The organism is Rossellomorea sp. FM04394, assembly GCF_041889765.1.
Classification (GTDB): Bacteria; Bacillota; Bacilli; order Bacillales; family Bacillaceae_B; genus Rossellomorea; species Rossellomorea aquimaris_B.
In genome coordinates, this window is sequence record NZ_CP168654.1 from 3,316,015 (window position 1) to 3,331,350 (window position 15,336).

Here is a 15,336-nt window from a genome sequence, read left to right on the forward strand (position 1 = left end):
TTCCCCCTTGGGCCATTTCCCCTATCCTGTACTTCTGAACGATTAACAAATTCTGGGCAAAAGCTGACCTGACAGGCGATTGAGTCTTCTTGTCGTGCCTGCAGCCGTTCTTAAAAGCAGTTTCCCGGTTTGAACATGGCAGGATGTGATGTGGCCGATCACCCTTGCATCCTTTCCTGTTTCGTGACCCTTCAACATATCAATGGCCTTTTGTTCCTCCTTTGAATCCACGATGATCACCACTTTCCCTTCATTCGCGAGATAAAGAGGTTCATAGCCTAAAATATCACATGCACCTTGAACATCAGCGCGTACCGGAATAGAAGCTTCATCCATTTCAATGGTGAAATGAAAGTCTTCACATAGCTCTACGAGTGTTGTCGCCAACCCACCTCTTGTCGGATCCCGCATGACCCGGATACCTTCGACTCCTCCCAGGAGTTCATGGATCAGGTGGTTCAATGAGGCACAATCACTCCTGACATCGGTGAGCAGCCCAAGCTCCTGGCGTGCACTCAGGATCGCGACGCCGTGATCCCCTATGGTACCGCTGATGATGACGGAATCCCCTTCTTTAACCATTTCAGGTTTCAAGCGATGCTGTTCTCTCATCACACCGACCCCTGTCGTGTTAATGAAAAGGCCGTCCACACTCCCCTTTTCGACTACTTTTGTATCACCCGCAATTATGTTGACCCCGGCTCTCTCTGCTTCCTCCGCCATCGTGTTGACGATTTCTTTTAGAGTCTTAATCGGGAACCCTTCTTCCAGAATAAAACCCGCAGTTATCACATGAGGAACAGCCCCGCTTACAGCCAGATCGTTCACTGTTCCTGTTACAACCAGCTTCCCTATATTCCCACCTGGAAAGATCAGGGGTTTTACTACATAGCTATCTGTTGTGACAGCGATGGTTTGTGACGGGATATCAAGAATCGCAGAGTCAAACTTGGTTTGCTCTGAGTGTCCAAATGATTGGATAAAGACATCTTGTATCAGCCTATGTGTTAATTCGCCGCCTTCCCCATGAGCCAGACTGATTCGCTGCACGGAAGCTACACCTCCCTCATGAATTGATAATGCGCCGCACAGGTTCCTTCTGTCGATACCATACAAGGACCGATCGGATGAGTGGGAGTGCATCCTTTGTTGAACAGCACACACTCTTCCGGAGTAATTAATCCCCGGACGATTTCACCACAGCGGCATTTGGTTTTTCTCGGCTCCCCTACTGAAATATTAAACTTCTTTTTGGCGTCGTACCTCGCATATTTCTCTTTGAGAACCAATCCGCTTTTGGGAATCGTCCCTATCCCTCTCCACGCCTCGTCATGAGCTTCTAAATATTCCTCCAGTAAACGTTGGGCCACGGGATTTCCTTTATCCCTTACAACATATGTATAATCATTGATGATTTTAACCTTTTTTTCCAACTGGTACTCTAGCAGTTTATAAATCCCGCTGAGCAATTGAACGGGTTCAAAGCCGGTAATGACACCCGAAACAGAAAATTCCTCCGCTAAATAACGGTAGCTCTGCTCTCCTATCACAACGGAGACATGACCAGGCAAGAGAAATCCGTCAAGCTTCACTTCGCCTGAATGAAGGAGTGCTCTTAATACAGGCTCCACCAATTTTGTAGTCATCCAGATCGAAAAATTATTTACACCCTTTCTTTCTGCCTCTCGAACGGCAAGAACGAGAATGGGAATGGTCGTTTCAAATCCAATGCCTAAGAAGATGACTTCCTTATCGGGATTTTCCTCTGCTATTTTCACACTGTCTAATGGAGAGTATACAACCCTGATATCCTTTCCTTCTGTCTTAGCTTTAATTAAGGTGGAAGTAGAACCCGGTACACGCATCATGTCGCCAAATGTACAAAGAATGGTGTCAGGCTCTTCGGATAATTGAATCATGGCGTCGATCGACTTTTGATCTGTGACACATACGGGACATCCCGGCCCTGCGATGAGCTGTACATCATCTTTCAATCTCGTTTTTATTCCTGTTTTGGCCAGTGCCATCGTATGGGAACCGCATACCTCCATGAATACTGGAATCCGGCCTTTTTCTTCTTTAAATTTCTTTGCTAAATCAATGACGGCTCCAACAGAATTACGAGTCAGCACCGGATCCGAAAAAAGCTCCATGTTTCCCATCTAACACATTCCTCCATTCTTCTATACTTTCTTTTGCGTATTTCTCATCCACTACGGTAAGGGCCTGCCCTGCATGAAGTAATACATAATCACCGACCCTCACCTCCGGAACAAAAAAAGTCCCTACAAACATCCTCGACCCCATTACATCCACCAGGGCTTCCTGACCTTCCATTTCAATGACTTTTGCCGGTACTCCCAAGCACAAATCCATTCGCCACCTTCATTTTCGTTTATCTTCCTTCAAGCGTATGAGCAGCAATGATGATCTGACCTAATGATAATCCCCCGTCGTGACAAGGGACATTTCTATGGGTGTAGACGTTAAACCCCTCTTTTTGGAGGCCTTCTTGGATCTCCCTTGCCAGGAAAACATTTTGAAATGATCCTCCTGACAGTACGACCGTTCTATTTAATTCAGGTCTGTTCCTGAATAGTTCTAAAACCATCTGTATACAGCAAGACACCAAGGTGGTATGAAATTTCTGAGCGATGGCTGTAATGGGTTGTTGGAATTTATCTTGGATGATTTCATCAATCATCGGGGATAAGTCAATTTGAAACTGATTCGGGCTGTTTCTAATTATATGAAAGGGGTACGTTTCCCCTGTATTTTCAAGTTTCCTTCTATTCATATAATCAGATAATTTGATCGCCGCCTCCCCTTCATACGTGGAAATCGGACATATACCAAGAATGGCACTAACGGCATCAAATAACCGGCCGCAGGTTCCAGCCATCGGCGTATTGATCTGATGGAGGATCATTTGTTCCATAATGTTTATTTCCTTTGCTCTCTCGGGAAAAAGGTTCATACATAATTCCTTCCCATTCTCCGGCCAGTAATGAAGCAGCATCCCAACTGCATTCCTCCACGGTTCTCTCACGGCTTTTTCCCCGCCTGGAAGAGGAGTGTATGTCAAATGAGCAAGTCGTTCATATGATTGTGCGTCTCCATATAAGAATTCGAATCCCCAGATGTTCCCGTCTTCCCCGTATCCCGTACCATCTAGAATGATCCCCATACATGGCTCGTTCAGACCGTTATCTTCCATGCAGGATACATGGTGTGCATGATGGTGCTGAACGGGTATGGTTTTACCCTTGAGTTTTTTTGCAATGGAAGTGGTTGCGTATAGGGGATGCTTGTCGACAGCCACCTTCACTTCTTTAACCCCTAGAAAACCTTTATAATGATGAAGCTGTTTTTCAAATGACGCGATCATTTCTTCATTTTCTAAATCACCCACATGAGGACTCATGACAATGGTATCCCCGTTCCCGACGGAAAATGCATTCTTTTGATTTCCCCCTAACGCAATTATGCGATCCACATCCGATGTGGTCTTAAGTGGCTCAGGAACGTATCCTCTTGCACGCCGTACAAATATTGGATGTTCTCCGTCACACTGAACGACCGAATCATCAATGGGAAAATCGATCCTACGATTATGGGTTAATGTAAAATCACATATGTTTCGTACATGTTCTAAATCGGCATCTTTATATAGAATGGGATGGCCAGAAGGATTGGCACTCGTCATCACGAGACATTCCAACCTATGATCTTTAAATAGAAGATGATGCAATGGAGTATAGGGAAGCATCACCCCGATAGTCGACAAACCCGGGGAGATGGTATGTGGCAAGCCGCACCCTCTTTTTCTATTCAAAATAACAATCGGCATTTCAGGGCTCCTGAGCAAATCTTCTTCGCTACTGGAGATATGACAAAGATCCCTTGCCGCCTCTAATGACTTGACCATAACTGCCAAAGGTTTCTGCGGCCGTCTCTTTCGAATTCTTAACTGTTCAACTGCCCTTTCTTGATACGCATCGCAAGCCAGATGGAAACCGCCGATTCCTTTGATGGCCACAATATTTCCTTGTTTGATCAACTCGACCGTCCGGGTGATGGCTGATTGATGTTCAGCCAATGATTCCCCGCTTTGGTTATAAAGTGTGACGGTTGGTCCACAATCCGGACAACAAATCGGCTGTGCATGGTGCCTTCGATTCAATGGATCCTCATATTCCACCTGGCAGTCATGGCACATAGGGAAATCCTTCATTGTCGTTTGCGGGCGATCATATGGGAGACGATTGATGATCGTATAGCGTGGGCCGCACTGAGTGCAATTAATAAATGTATAGTGATGACGCCGATTACAGGGGTCCATCATTTCCTCCAAACACTGCTCGCAAATCCCCGCATCCGCTGGGATCCAGGGAATAGCCTTCCCGTTTTCCCGGCTGGGAATAATCGTAAATCCTTTATAATGGGCAAGTGGAATGGGATGAATGTTTATATCACTGATTTTCGCCAATTTCGGAGGATGTCTTTTTATTTCATCCACCATATTCCCTAACTGCCCTTCCTCTCCTTCAGCCAGGATGATGACACCATTCAAGTTATTTTGGACCGTTCCATTGAAACGATATTTTTTTGAAAGCTGATAGATAAAGGGGCGAAAACCGACTCCCTGCACTTTTCCTTTCACTGTTACTTTTATGGCTGTGTACATTTTTCATGAGCATCCTTTATCCAATTGACCCAATCTTCCATCCCTTCACCCGTTTTAGCGGATAATGCTTTCAACTGGGCCTGCGGATTTATTTCTTTTAAATTTTTTATGGCTTCCTCTATATTGAAAGATACATACGGCAGGATGTCGATTTTATTCACGATCGTTAAATCGGTACGTCTAAACATGACTGGATATTTGGGGATTTTATCGTTTCCTTCAGGGACACTTAAAACCACCACTTTATAATCTTGTCCTAAATCATATCCAGAGGGGCAAACCAAATTCCCGATGTTTTCAATGAAGAGAATGTCTATCGAATCCAGGTCGAAATCCGGAAGCGTTTTAGCAATCATCCTGGCATCAAGGTGACATCCTCCCACCGTATTAATCTGAACCGTTTTGACGCCCAGCGAACGTATTCTTTCCGCATCCATTTCCGTGGCAAGGTCGCCTTCTATCACAGCCATACGGAACTCATTCCTTAAGGCCTTGATCGTTTCTTCCAACAAAGTTGTTTTGCCCGCTCCTGGAGAACTCATCAAGTTTATGACAAGCGTTTGGTTTTTTTTGAATGTTTCCCTATTGAATGCAGCAGCCAAGTTTTGATCTTTCAATACATCTTCTTGCAGCTTGATTTTCACCATTCATCACTTCCTTCATATGATTCAACCCGAAACGTTTCACCTGAAACAAGTAAACAATCAGGCAGCCCGCATTTTTGACAGAGCGCCACTCTATAATCAGGTGTAAACTCCAGCAAACACGTTTGGCATCTTGCTTTCGCCACTTCACGCATCATTTCTAATTCCGTCGTTTCATCGATAATGCCCAAACCCTGTTTCTGAAAATGGAAAAATGCCAACTCCAGTGCATCAGGCAGTACATTGGATAAATCACCAACAATCACATGGATTTTAGACACTTTCCTGATCCCATTTACTTTGGCATCTTCAGAAACTATCTTAATAATCTCAGACATAAGCGACATCTCATGCATTCTTAACACCTCTCACTTTCATATTTATGCTCGTCTCCATTAAAAAGAACAGCCTGTACCAATCCGCACTTGAGCTAGTTTAAGTGAAGGTAGAAGCTAAGGAGATCATGAATAATACTGTTCGAATCACGCAAAAAAGCCTATCATCGGCTCAGAAAAGCGGATGATAGGCTTTGGAACTGTTATGTTAGGATAGTGCCCCTCATGGATGGGCAATGAATTTCTCTACAAACCTAAATAGAGAAATTGAGCATTTCAGTACCTTGATTTATTTATTGAATTCATTAACTGGAAGAAGTATTGGGGTTCATGGGTCTTATTCAGGTTATACCATGAATGTAAGGCATCTGGTGTAAATACATCTATTTTTTTCAGTACCTCCATGGCAAATTCCAAAGGAGCTATTCCTGATGCAGTAACTAAATTCGCATCAGCTACCGCAGGTCCCGACTCATAGAACGTTTCTCCTTTATAGTGAGGACATACCATTTTAGTATATTCCAAGTTATTACTTGTATGCTTTCGAGTATCTAAGTATCCCATATTCGCGAGGCCGTCCGTTGCACCACAAATGGCAGCCACAATCGCGCCAAGTTCTAAAGCTTGGCCAACCCTTTCCAAAATCGGTTGATGAATGTCTTCACTCCAAGTCGTCCCCCCTGGTAAGATTAAAAGATCTTCCCTTTCAAGAGTACATTCATCAAGGGAGATATCCGGTTTTATGCTCAGTCCCCCCATCGTCGTAATCATTTCTTTAGTAGCCCCTACTGTCATGACTTTTATAGGTGCTGCCTCTTTTTTGAAATATCTTCCTGAGTTTAGTTCAGCTATTAAATACCCGTATTCCCAGTCCGACATTGTATCTAATACATATAGAAAAGCATTTGTTGTTTGCATCCCATAACACTCCCATCACCATTTATAGAGCCATTATAATAAAACTTCCCTGACAAGTAGCGTCAGGGAAGTCATTAAACTTGATGAAATTCTATTAATTCCGACAGAACTTCAAAAAGTCTTTTTTTAAGACTTATTGGCTCAATCACTTTAATCGATGTATTGTACGGTAAAAGTAAATAAGGTACATATGTATGTATGATCTCTTTTTCCAGAAGAAAAACTGCTTGATTGGAGGTCCGTTCTTGTACATAATGTCCTAAAAGCCAATGTTGACAAATATCATCCAATGCACTTTTTCCCCCATGAAGAACCAAAGACATAATCCCTTCCTTATCTTCAATCGTTGGAAGAAGGTTTTTCACGAAAAAGTCACGTGCTGAAAAATTCTCCGGTCGGATAAACGTATTTTCGGTTAGCACCAGACTTTCCATTCGATCCACTCTAAAACTGCGGATATCATTCCGAAGATGACAAAATCCAATCACATACCACTTGTTATTCCAATAGATCATTTTGTACGGATCGACCAATCTAACGTTTGATTGCTTTTCGCCACTTTTATGGTAAAGAATTCTGACTGAATACCCATCAGCTACGGCCTGCTCCAACTCCTTCAGTAAAAGTTCCATAGAGGGTGGACGTAATCGACTTATGACTTCAAGACTGGTTACATGTTGGTTGATCTTTGCTTCCTGCTCTTGATTGGAGTGGTGGCTTAGTTTAGAAATGGCCCTATCGAGTGCTTCCCCTCCATAATACCCGGCTTCTTCTGCAAAAACAGCCGCATGAAAGAGTGAAGTTTGCTCCTCAAAATCAAAAAACAGAGGAGCCTCAACAAAATGGTTCAATAAAGAGTATCCACCGTTATGTCCTGGTTCTGAAACGATCGGTACGCCACTTGTTGAAATGGTATCAATATAACGATACACCGTCCTTATATTCATCTCTAGCTTTTCTGAAATTTGTTGTGCTGTCATTTTTTCACCTGAACGAAGCATCCATAGAATGGCTAACATATTGTCAATTTTAGGCATATGATTCCACCTCTATATTCATAATCATCTTAGAATACCAATTATTTCAAATATGATACTATTGAGCAATCCCCCTTTGGAGGAATAAGCATTTTATCTATATTTTTGAAATTATAAACCAAGCGTTTGGTTACTTATGTATCAGATTTTTTAGTTCTGTTAAATAGACGGAAAAATTCCCGTTAATTAGTAATTTAATAGAAAAATGGCTGAAATAGACGGAAAAATTCCGCCTATTTACTCAAAAAGTACAAAAATAGGTGATTTTTCTATTTATAAGCGGAAAACCTCCGCTTATTTCCCCCGAAAATAAGTTCCATTCACAATATAACCGGAATAACTCCGCTTATTTTACCGTCACCGATTCTCCTATAAAGGGCAAGCTCTCTCACAAAAAAGACAGCCCTCATCTGGCTGTCTTCTCATCCTTATTGACTTGTACCGAACTCTTCCCATATTTCCTCTAAAAGCTGCTTATCCGTCAGCAGTTCATACCCTGTCAGCGCAAGTGCCTTAGCCCCGATGACAAGCGCACGGTCACCCTCGGTGGATTTAGCCGCTTCCCTGAATTCGTTCGTGTGGACGACGAGGGATTCGGGGCCGATTTTGATGTAGGGGTGGATGGTCGGGACCACCCGGCTGACGTTTCCGGCATCGGAGGAACCGAGTCCCTTTCGTTCTGTATCGTCGAAGTATTCCCCCAGTGACTCGATGGAGCGCTGGAATACTTGATCGAAACGGCGGTTGAGCTGAAAGTGATCCACTTCATTTTGGATTTTGATAACATTCAGTTCTGTCCCCGTGGCAAGTGCCGATCCCTCAGCGATGGCTTTCACTTTCTTCGTGACTTCATTGCATGCTTCCCTGGTTGCAGCACGTATATAGAAGCGGGCTTTTGCATAGTCAGGGACGATATTGGGTGCGTCCCCGCCGTGGGTGATGATGCCGTGGATCCTGACATCATCGGTCACGTGCTGGCGAAGGGCGTTAATGCCGTTGAACAGCTGGATCACACCATCAAGGGCATTGATGCCGTCTTCAGGGGAAGCTGCCGCATGGGCAGACCTTCCTTTGAATTCGAAATCAAGAGGGTCCACCGCAAGGGTTTTCCCTGTCTGCGTTGTACGGTTGAACGGATGAACCATCATGCAGGCATCCACTCCTTCGAACAAGCCTGCCTTTACAAAACTGCCCTTCGCACTTCCGTTCGGACCGCCTTCCTCGGCAGGAGTCCCGAACACGACCACTTCCCCTCCTGTTTCATCGAGTACGGACGACAGGGCGATGGCCGCCCCGCAGCTTGCCGTCCCGATGATATTGTGACCGCAGGCGTGACCGAGTCCAGGCAGGGCGTCATACTCAGCCAGGTAGCCGATGACCGGCCCTTCTTTCCCTGAATGTTTGCGTGCCACAAAGGAAGTCTCATGTCCCGCCACTCCCCTTTCAATGGAGAACCCATTGGCTGCAAGGAGGGTGGTCAAGGTTTCTGAAGCAAAGAACTCTTCGTTTCCGATTTCAGGTTTGTCGTGGATCTGATGGCTGGTCGACACGAGTTTCACAGCCAGTTGATCTACTGCCGAGAGGATGTTGTTTTTACGATCGGCAATCGCTGCTGGTTGACTCATCTCTTTTCCCTCCTAATGCAATTCACTGACCGGCACGAATGTCGGGATCAGGGAATCTTTGTATGTTTTCTTGATATGTTCTGCTACGTCATCTTCCTGATAGAGCTCAACGATCTTTTTAAAGGTCTTATTGTCTTTCTCTTTTTCCTGCGCCGCGATGATATTGATGAACGGCTTGGATTCCGCCCCTTCGATATAGATGCTGTCATCAACCGGAATGAACCCTGCTTCAACAGCCACGCCATTATTGATGATCGATGCCGCAACATCCGGGAGTACCCTCGGTGTCTGGGCAGCGACGACCGGTGTGAATTCAAGGTTTTTAGGGTTTTCTTTAATGGCTTCGAGACCCTGTGACTGATCAAATCCTTCTTTCAGTTGTACCAAACCTGCTTCCTCCAGTAGGAGAAGGGCACGGCCAAGGTTCGTTGCCTCTTGAGGAACGGCTACTTTACTGCCTTTCGGTAAGTCTTCTACCGATTTATATTTTTCCGAATAGATTCCCATCGGCGCGATGATCGTCGAGCCGATCGGTACAAGATCCAGATTATGTTCTTCCACGAAAGAATCAAAATACGAAATCGTCTGGAAGGCGTTCAGGTCGATATCCCCATCGGCCAGTGCCTGGTTCGGTCTCACGTAATCGGCAAACTCCACAATCTCGATTTCAATCCCTTCCTTCGCTGCTTTCTCCTTCATATACTCCCAAATCGGCACCCCGGATCCATTCACTCCGACTTTCACGACTTCTTTTTCACCTGAGCCGGATGCACTGTCTCCCGAGCAGCCGCTCAAGATAAGGGTAATTAATAGAATGGCGATACTTGCCAGGCTGATTGATTTTTTCATATTCCTCTCTCCTAACGTCTCCTGATGATTTTTGATAATGTATTCCCTGCTGTCTGCAGTCCCTGCACCATCACGATTAAAATGATGACGGTCACGATCATGACGGATGTTTCAAATCGCTGATATCCGTAAGCGATGGCCAGATCTCCGAGGCCACCGCCTCCGACTGCCCCGGCCATGGCCGATGCACCGACAAGGCCGATGGTCGCAATCGTGATATTCAGGACCAATGTACTCAATGCTTCCGGAATGAGAATCCCGAAGATGATCTGCCACGGCCCGGCCCCCATGGATTCCGCCGCTTCAATGACACCCGGTTCCACTTCAAGGAGGGCGCTCTCTACCAGTCTTGCAATATACGGTGCCGCAAATACGACAAGCGGCACGACCGCTGCCGCCGTTCCGATTGATGTGCCCACTACCAATCTTGTAAAGGGGATGATGGCCACCATCAAGATGATGAACGGGACCGAACGGAACACGTTGATGATGCTGCTCAATATGGAAAAGACGACTTTATTTTCAAGTAAGTGCCCCTTCCTCGTGACCACGACGATGATCCCGAGGGGAAGCCCAATCAACGTTGCAAATAAAAGGGAGAATGACACCATGGCCACGGTATCCCATGTCGCTTCTATAATTCTTGGCCAAAATAATTCCCAATTAACTTGCACGTTTCTCCACCTCGCTTACGAATAATCTGTTCTTCCAATAATCCAGGATCTCTTCTGTTTCGTTCTTACTGCCGATGATCTGTACGATGAGATTCCCGAACGGCTTGCCCTGGAGTTCCGTGATCTGGCCGAACAATACATTGATGTGGGCATCGAATTTCTTTGCCGTTTCGGAAAGGATCGGCGTGCCCGTCGAATCCCCTTTGAAAATGAGGCGGCAGATGCGCCCTTCTTTGCTGTCATTCAATTTGTCAAGAACCGATGCCGGCAGCTGATCATTCATGACACTCTTCACAAAGTTTTTCGTCGTTGGCGTCTGCGGGTTGGAGAAGATATCGAAGACGCTTCCCTCTTCAACGATTTCTCCATTTTCCATGACCGCGACCTTATCACAGATTTCCCGGATGACCCCCATTTCGTGAGTGATCATCACAATCGTAATGCCATACTCCGCGTTGATTCTCTTTAATAAATTCAGAATCGATTCCGTCGTCTGAGGATCAAGTGCGGATGTTGCTTCATCGCAGAGTAGAATCGAAGGCGACGTCGCCAGGGCTCTTGCTATCCCCACCCTTTGCTTCTGCCCTCCTGACAGTTGATCCGGGTAATGCTTCGCTTTATCTTCAAGTCCGACAAACGCGAGCAATTCCTTTACTCTCTCGCTGATCTTTTCTTTTGGCCATTTTGCAAGTTTCAGAGGATAGGCGATATTCCCTGCCACCGTCCGGGATTGAAACAGATTGAAGTGCTGAAAAATCATCCCGATGCGGTGCCGCTCCTGCCTCAGATCGATTGCGGACTGATCTTTCAGGCTGCGCCCCTCTATGAAAATATCACCCGATGATGGTTTCTCTAAAAAATTGAGACAGCGGACAAGCGTGCTTTTCCCCGCCCCGCTGAATCCGATCACGCCATAAATCTCTCCCTTCTTCACTTCGAAGGAAACATTTTTCAAAGCGGTGAATGGGCCATTCTTCGTCTCGAATACTTTCGTAACATTCTGAACTCTGATCATAAGACTTGCTCCTTTCGCTATGTATACTTCTTGTTGACGATCATGGCTCAAATAAAAAAGTGCCCCCCTTCATAAGAAGAGAGGCACAAAAATATGTATATGTCCCGCTCTTCTCATCTTTCAAGTCACATGACTTGATGGAATTGGCACGGTATTCATAAGAACCCGTTGCCGAGGTATCACAGGGCCAGTCCCTCCACCTCTCTGGATAAGAAGATATCGCTTTATTAAGTTAAAGTTATGATGCGTTTTAGCATTAGGGTAATGGTAAAGGATTTGAATTGGTTTGTCAAACCTGTTTTTGAATATTTTGTATTGTGCAGGACTATTCAACTAGGGTCACTATAACCAGTCTTCAATTGGGCTAATACATTCATTTCGTTTCAATTCACTAATTTACTAGAAGAAAATATTTCTATTATTCTGCCCAACCACAAAAAAATAGCAGAAATTAAAAAAGAGACTTAAAGTTAATTTCCATCTTATGAAAATCGGAGAGATCTTAAATTTGGAGCAAGTACCATGCTGATTTCCACCTTCCATTCGTATGTGAATTCGTTCTTACCACAAGTCCGTTATGAAACTTTCCAGATACTTTGCGAGCAATCTTGGATGTTTTATACATTCAAGAAATGGGAATATTACATTCCATTGCCGTCTGATGAACGGCAGGGGTAATTTTTTCACTAAAAACGATAATCAATCAATGAAATTTAAGGAGGCTATTTTTACTATGAGTCGTTTTACCATTCCACGCGATATTTATTTCGAAGAGAATGCACTTGAAGTGTTACGGTCTTTTGAAGGTAAAAAAGCCGCACTTGTTATTGGAGGAGGTTCTGTTAAACGTAACGGAAACCTCACCAAGGTACAGGAACACCTGGCAGCTGCCAATATAGAAACAAAAGTATTGGAAGGTTACAATACAGAGCCGACCTTTGAAATGGTTAAAAAAGGAGCAAAAGACCTGGAGGAGTTCCAGCCGGATTGGATAATCGGCATCGGCGGAGGATCAGCAATGGATTCTGCCAAAGCAATCTGGCTCTATTATGAGCACCCGGACCTTGCTTTTGAAGATGCAATTAAACCATTCGAACTGCCGCGTCTTCGCAATAAAGCGAAATTCGCCGGTATTCCGACGACAAGCGGAAGTGGTTCGGAAGTATCCAACCTTTCTGTTCTTGCCGATGAAACCACGAACGTGAAATATCCAGTTGCTGACTTCGAACTAACACCGGATGTCGCCATTATCGATCCGGATATGATTAAAGAACTGCCGAAGCACATTGCTGCTTATACCGGTATGGACGCATTCACGCATTCAATCGAAGCATATGTAGCGAAACCGCGCACAATGTATACGGATATCCTGTCACTAGGCGCAGCCGAAGTGATCAAAGATAATCTTCTTGCTTCTTATCAGGGAGACCAGGAAGCTGCTAAGAAAATGCACACTATTCAAGCCATGGCAGGCATGGCCTTTGCCAATGCTGTACTCGGTAATGTGCACAGTCTTGCCCACAAAAGTGGTCCAACGTTCGGCATTCCGCATGGCTATGCCAATGCGATTTACCTGCCTTACGTCATCCAGTTTAACCGTGAGGTCGTGGAAGATTGCTTTGCTGAAATCGCCCGCCGTCTTAACCTGAAAGGCAATAACGATACCGAATTGACTGATTCTCTTGTTGAATATATCTATCAATTGAACAAAGATCTCGGTCTTGCTACTACCCTTCAGGACTACGGTGTATCCGAAGAAGAGTTCAACAAGCATGTTGATACAATGGCTAAAAACGCTATGGAAGATCCATGCACAGGCACCAATCCACGTGAGACTAGTGAAGAACAAATGAAAGAGCTATTTAAAGCCGCTTTCTATGGCAAGGAATCTTTAGTGAAAGCGTAAAGATTAATTGAACAAATAAGCAAAGCAGAGCTTAGGGAATTTACCGGGCTCTGCTTTTTACTGGTGAACATGATTCTTCCCCGCCTTCTATTCTTCCTCTTTTTCTTTCCGATTTACGGCATTTTGGGTGATCGTAGGTAGATACGATAAGCAAAGGTAGAGGAAGGACCTTCACTCTACCTTTGCTTATTCCTCTCAACCCCCATAAACAACTATGCTATACTAAAAGAAAAAACACTATTCAGATTATTAAAAGGGGGCCACGGTCATAAAACCAAACATTATCGACATCGTTCAATCCCAGGTCATCGCTTCCATCAAGGAAGAAAAGGACCTCGACAAAGCCATACAGTCAAACGCCAACATCGTGTTCATCCTAACCGGTAATTTGATTACAATGGACGGGTATCTGAAAAAACTGAAGGAAGCCGGTAAAACCACGTTTATACATATTGATTTCATCGATGGGCTGTCCAATACGAAGAGTGCCATTAAATACATAGCAGAAATCTGGGAGCCCGCTGGCATCATCACGACGAGGAGCAACCTGATCAAATATGCAAAGGAAGAAGGATTGATGACGATACAGCGGCTTTTTCTTATCGACCGCAATGCCCTTGACAAAGGAATTGATATCGCACAGAACTGCAAGCCGGATGCGATTGAAGTCCTTCCTGGTCTCATGCCGTCCATCATTGATAAACTGACGACCATGACTACGCTGCCCATCATCGCTGGTGGCCTGATCAGTAATAAGGAAGATATTCTGAATGGACTAAGAGCCGGTGCCCTCGCCATTTCTTCAGGTGATCCGAAGCTCTGGAACCTGGATTTTTAACCAAAAAAAGAGCTCAACCCTTAAGTTGAGCTCCACCTCTATTTATGTTCCTACTTTTTCTTCTTCCTCTTCTGTCTTACTTTTTTTCCGTGTCCATGGAAGAGGAAATGACGTGATTTCATGCTCTTCAAAGAAGTTTCCTATCTTCGTAATGATGAAGGTTACGAATGTCGCAAAGATGACAATGGAATAGAACCCCGCTCCGATACCAATCCCGATTCCCCCAACGTAGAAAATCATCGCAGCCGACGTCAGTCCTTTCACCCGCAATCCATCTTTCAGAATCACACCTGCTCCGAGGAAACCGAGCCCCGATACGATCTGCGCCGCCAGTCGAAACGGGTCCATCACTTTTCCGCTGTCCGGTTGACTGAGCATATTCGCCCCTTCGATGGAGACGATCGTGATCAATGTGCAGGCCACTGATACATACGTATATGTTTTTAACCCAGCCGGTTTATTTTTCGATGTCCTGTCCCATCCGATGATGAACCCTAATACAGCACTCACCAGAATCCGGAAATAGATATCATGCTGCCAGAAAAATTCCGTTGCTTCATTCATGTAATGCGCCATGCCGCCATCCTCCTTAAATGAAAAAGAGATCGCGCCACAAAACGAATGCCTGATTTCCCCACTCCAAAGTGAAAAAACCATACAGTTCGCTTCATAGGTGATCTCTTCTCCTCTTCCTACCAAGCTTCATTCCTCTTAATATTCCTTTTATCATACACCAATCAGCCAACCATTTCAATGATATATCTAAAAATTCTAAATTTTACAGAATGTGCATTGCCACTCAGAATCC

General features: G+C 44.7%; 15 protein-coding genes and 1 riboswitch. Of the genes, 2 read left to right on the top strand and 13 right to left on the bottom strand.

The features are described from left to right. Positions 1-42 precede the first annotated feature (42 nt). The 12 genes from hypE to ACCB35_RS16810 form a co-directional block, all read right to left on the bottom strand. A complete protein-coding gene (gene hypE, locus ACCB35_RS16755) occupies positions 43-1,050 on the bottom strand; it encodes a hydrogenase expression/formation protein HypE (protein ID WP_374054572.1) in 1,008 nt (335 codons plus the stop codon). Between the two features lie 5 nt (positions 1,051-1,055). Continuing rightward, positions 1,056-2,162: a hydrogenase formation protein HypD gene (gene hypD / locus ACCB35_RS16760; RefSeq protein ID WP_374054573.1), complete on the bottom strand. Its 1,107-nt coding sequence runs from the start codon at positions 2,160-2,162 to the stop codon at positions 1,056-1,058. Beyond that, complete coding sequence (locus ACCB35_RS16765; protein WP_374057053.1) at positions 2,119-2,370, bottom strand: HypC/HybG/HupF family hydrogenase formation chaperone; 252 nt, start codon at positions 2,368-2,370, stop codon at positions 2,119-2,121. The genes hypD and ACCB35_RS16765 overlap by 44 nt, the downstream gene beginning before the upstream one ends. Positions 2,371-2,395: 25 nt before the next feature. Next, complete coding sequence (hypF, locus tag ACCB35_RS16770; RefSeq protein ID WP_374054574.1) at positions 2,396-4,687, bottom strand: carbamoyltransferase HypF; 2,292 nt, start codon at positions 4,685-4,687, stop codon at positions 2,396-2,398. After that, positions 4,672-5,331, bottom strand: coding sequence for a hydrogenase nickel incorporation protein HypB (gene hypB / locus ACCB35_RS16775; RefSeq protein ID WP_374057054.1), 660 nt, complete (start codon positions 5,329-5,331; stop codon positions 4,672-4,674). The genes hypF and hypB overlap by 16 nt, the downstream gene beginning before the upstream one ends. After that, positions 5,328-5,687 (bottom strand): hydrogenase maturation nickel metallochaperone HypA, encoded by a 360-nt coding sequence (locus ACCB35_RS16780; RefSeq protein ID WP_374054575.1) that lies wholly within the window; start codon positions 5,685-5,687, stop codon positions 5,328-5,330. Before ACCB35_RS16780 ends, hypB begins: the two co-directional genes overlap by 4 nt. A 255-nt stretch (positions 5,688-5,942) precedes the next feature. Beyond that, the gene (locus tag ACCB35_RS16785; RefSeq protein WP_374054576.1) at positions 5,943-6,584 is read right to left on the bottom strand and encodes a type 1 glutamine amidotransferase family protein; all 642 of its coding nucleotides are present in this window, start codon (positions 6,582-6,584) and stop codon (positions 5,943-5,945) included. A gap of 74 nt (positions 6,585-6,658) precedes the next feature. Beyond that, a complete protein-coding gene (locus tag ACCB35_RS16790) occupies positions 6,659-7,621 on the bottom strand; it encodes a helix-turn-helix transcriptional regulator (protein ID WP_374054577.1) in 963 nt (320 codons plus the stop codon). 428 nt (positions 7,622-8,049) lie between these two features. Further along, complete coding sequence (locus ACCB35_RS16795; protein WP_374054578.1) at positions 8,050-9,246, bottom strand: M20 family metallopeptidase; 1,197 nt, start codon at positions 9,244-9,246, stop codon at positions 8,050-8,052. A gap of 12 nt (positions 9,247-9,258) precedes the next feature. Then, entirely contained in the window at positions 9,259-10,095 is an 837-nt protein-coding gene (locus ACCB35_RS16800; RefSeq protein ID WP_374054579.1) for a MetQ/NlpA family ABC transporter substrate-binding protein, read from the bottom strand. Between the two features lie 11 nt (positions 10,096-10,106). Continuing rightward, on the bottom strand, positions 10,107-10,769 hold the full coding sequence (locus ACCB35_RS16805; RefSeq protein WP_374054580.1) for a methionine ABC transporter permease: 663 nt from the start codon (positions 10,767-10,769) through the stop codon (positions 10,107-10,109). Beyond that, a complete protein-coding gene (locus ACCB35_RS16810; protein WP_374054581.1) occupies positions 10,759-11,784 on the bottom strand; it encodes a methionine ABC transporter ATP-binding protein in 1,026 nt (341 codons plus the stop codon). The genes ACCB35_RS16805 and ACCB35_RS16810 overlap by 11 nt, the downstream gene beginning before the upstream one ends. Positions 11,785-11,894: 110 nt before the next feature. Then, positions 11,895-11,999, bottom strand: a riboswitch (SAM riboswitch). A gap of 518 nt (positions 12,000-12,517) precedes the next feature. On the opposite strand from ACCB35_RS16810, the gene ACCB35_RS16815 reads away from it, so the two are divergent. Next, on the top strand, positions 12,518-13,690 hold the full coding sequence (locus tag ACCB35_RS16815) for an iron-containing alcohol dehydrogenase (RefSeq protein WP_374054582.1): 1,173 nt from the start codon (positions 12,518-12,520) through the stop codon (positions 13,688-13,690). 316 nt (positions 13,691-14,006) lie between these two features. Next, the gene (locus tag ACCB35_RS16820) at positions 14,007-14,528 is read left to right on the top strand and encodes a glycerol-3-phosphate responsive antiterminator (RefSeq protein ID WP_374057055.1); all 522 of its coding nucleotides are present in this window, start codon (positions 14,007-14,009) and stop codon (positions 14,526-14,528) included. A 42-nt stretch (positions 14,529-14,570) separates the two neighbouring features. On the opposite strand, the gene ACCB35_RS16825 is transcribed toward ACCB35_RS16820, so the two are convergent. After that, entirely contained in the window at positions 14,571-15,104 is a 534-nt protein-coding gene (locus tag ACCB35_RS16825; RefSeq protein WP_253275541.1) for an MgtC/SapB family protein, read from the bottom strand. Positions 15,105-15,336 lie beyond the last annotated feature (232 nt).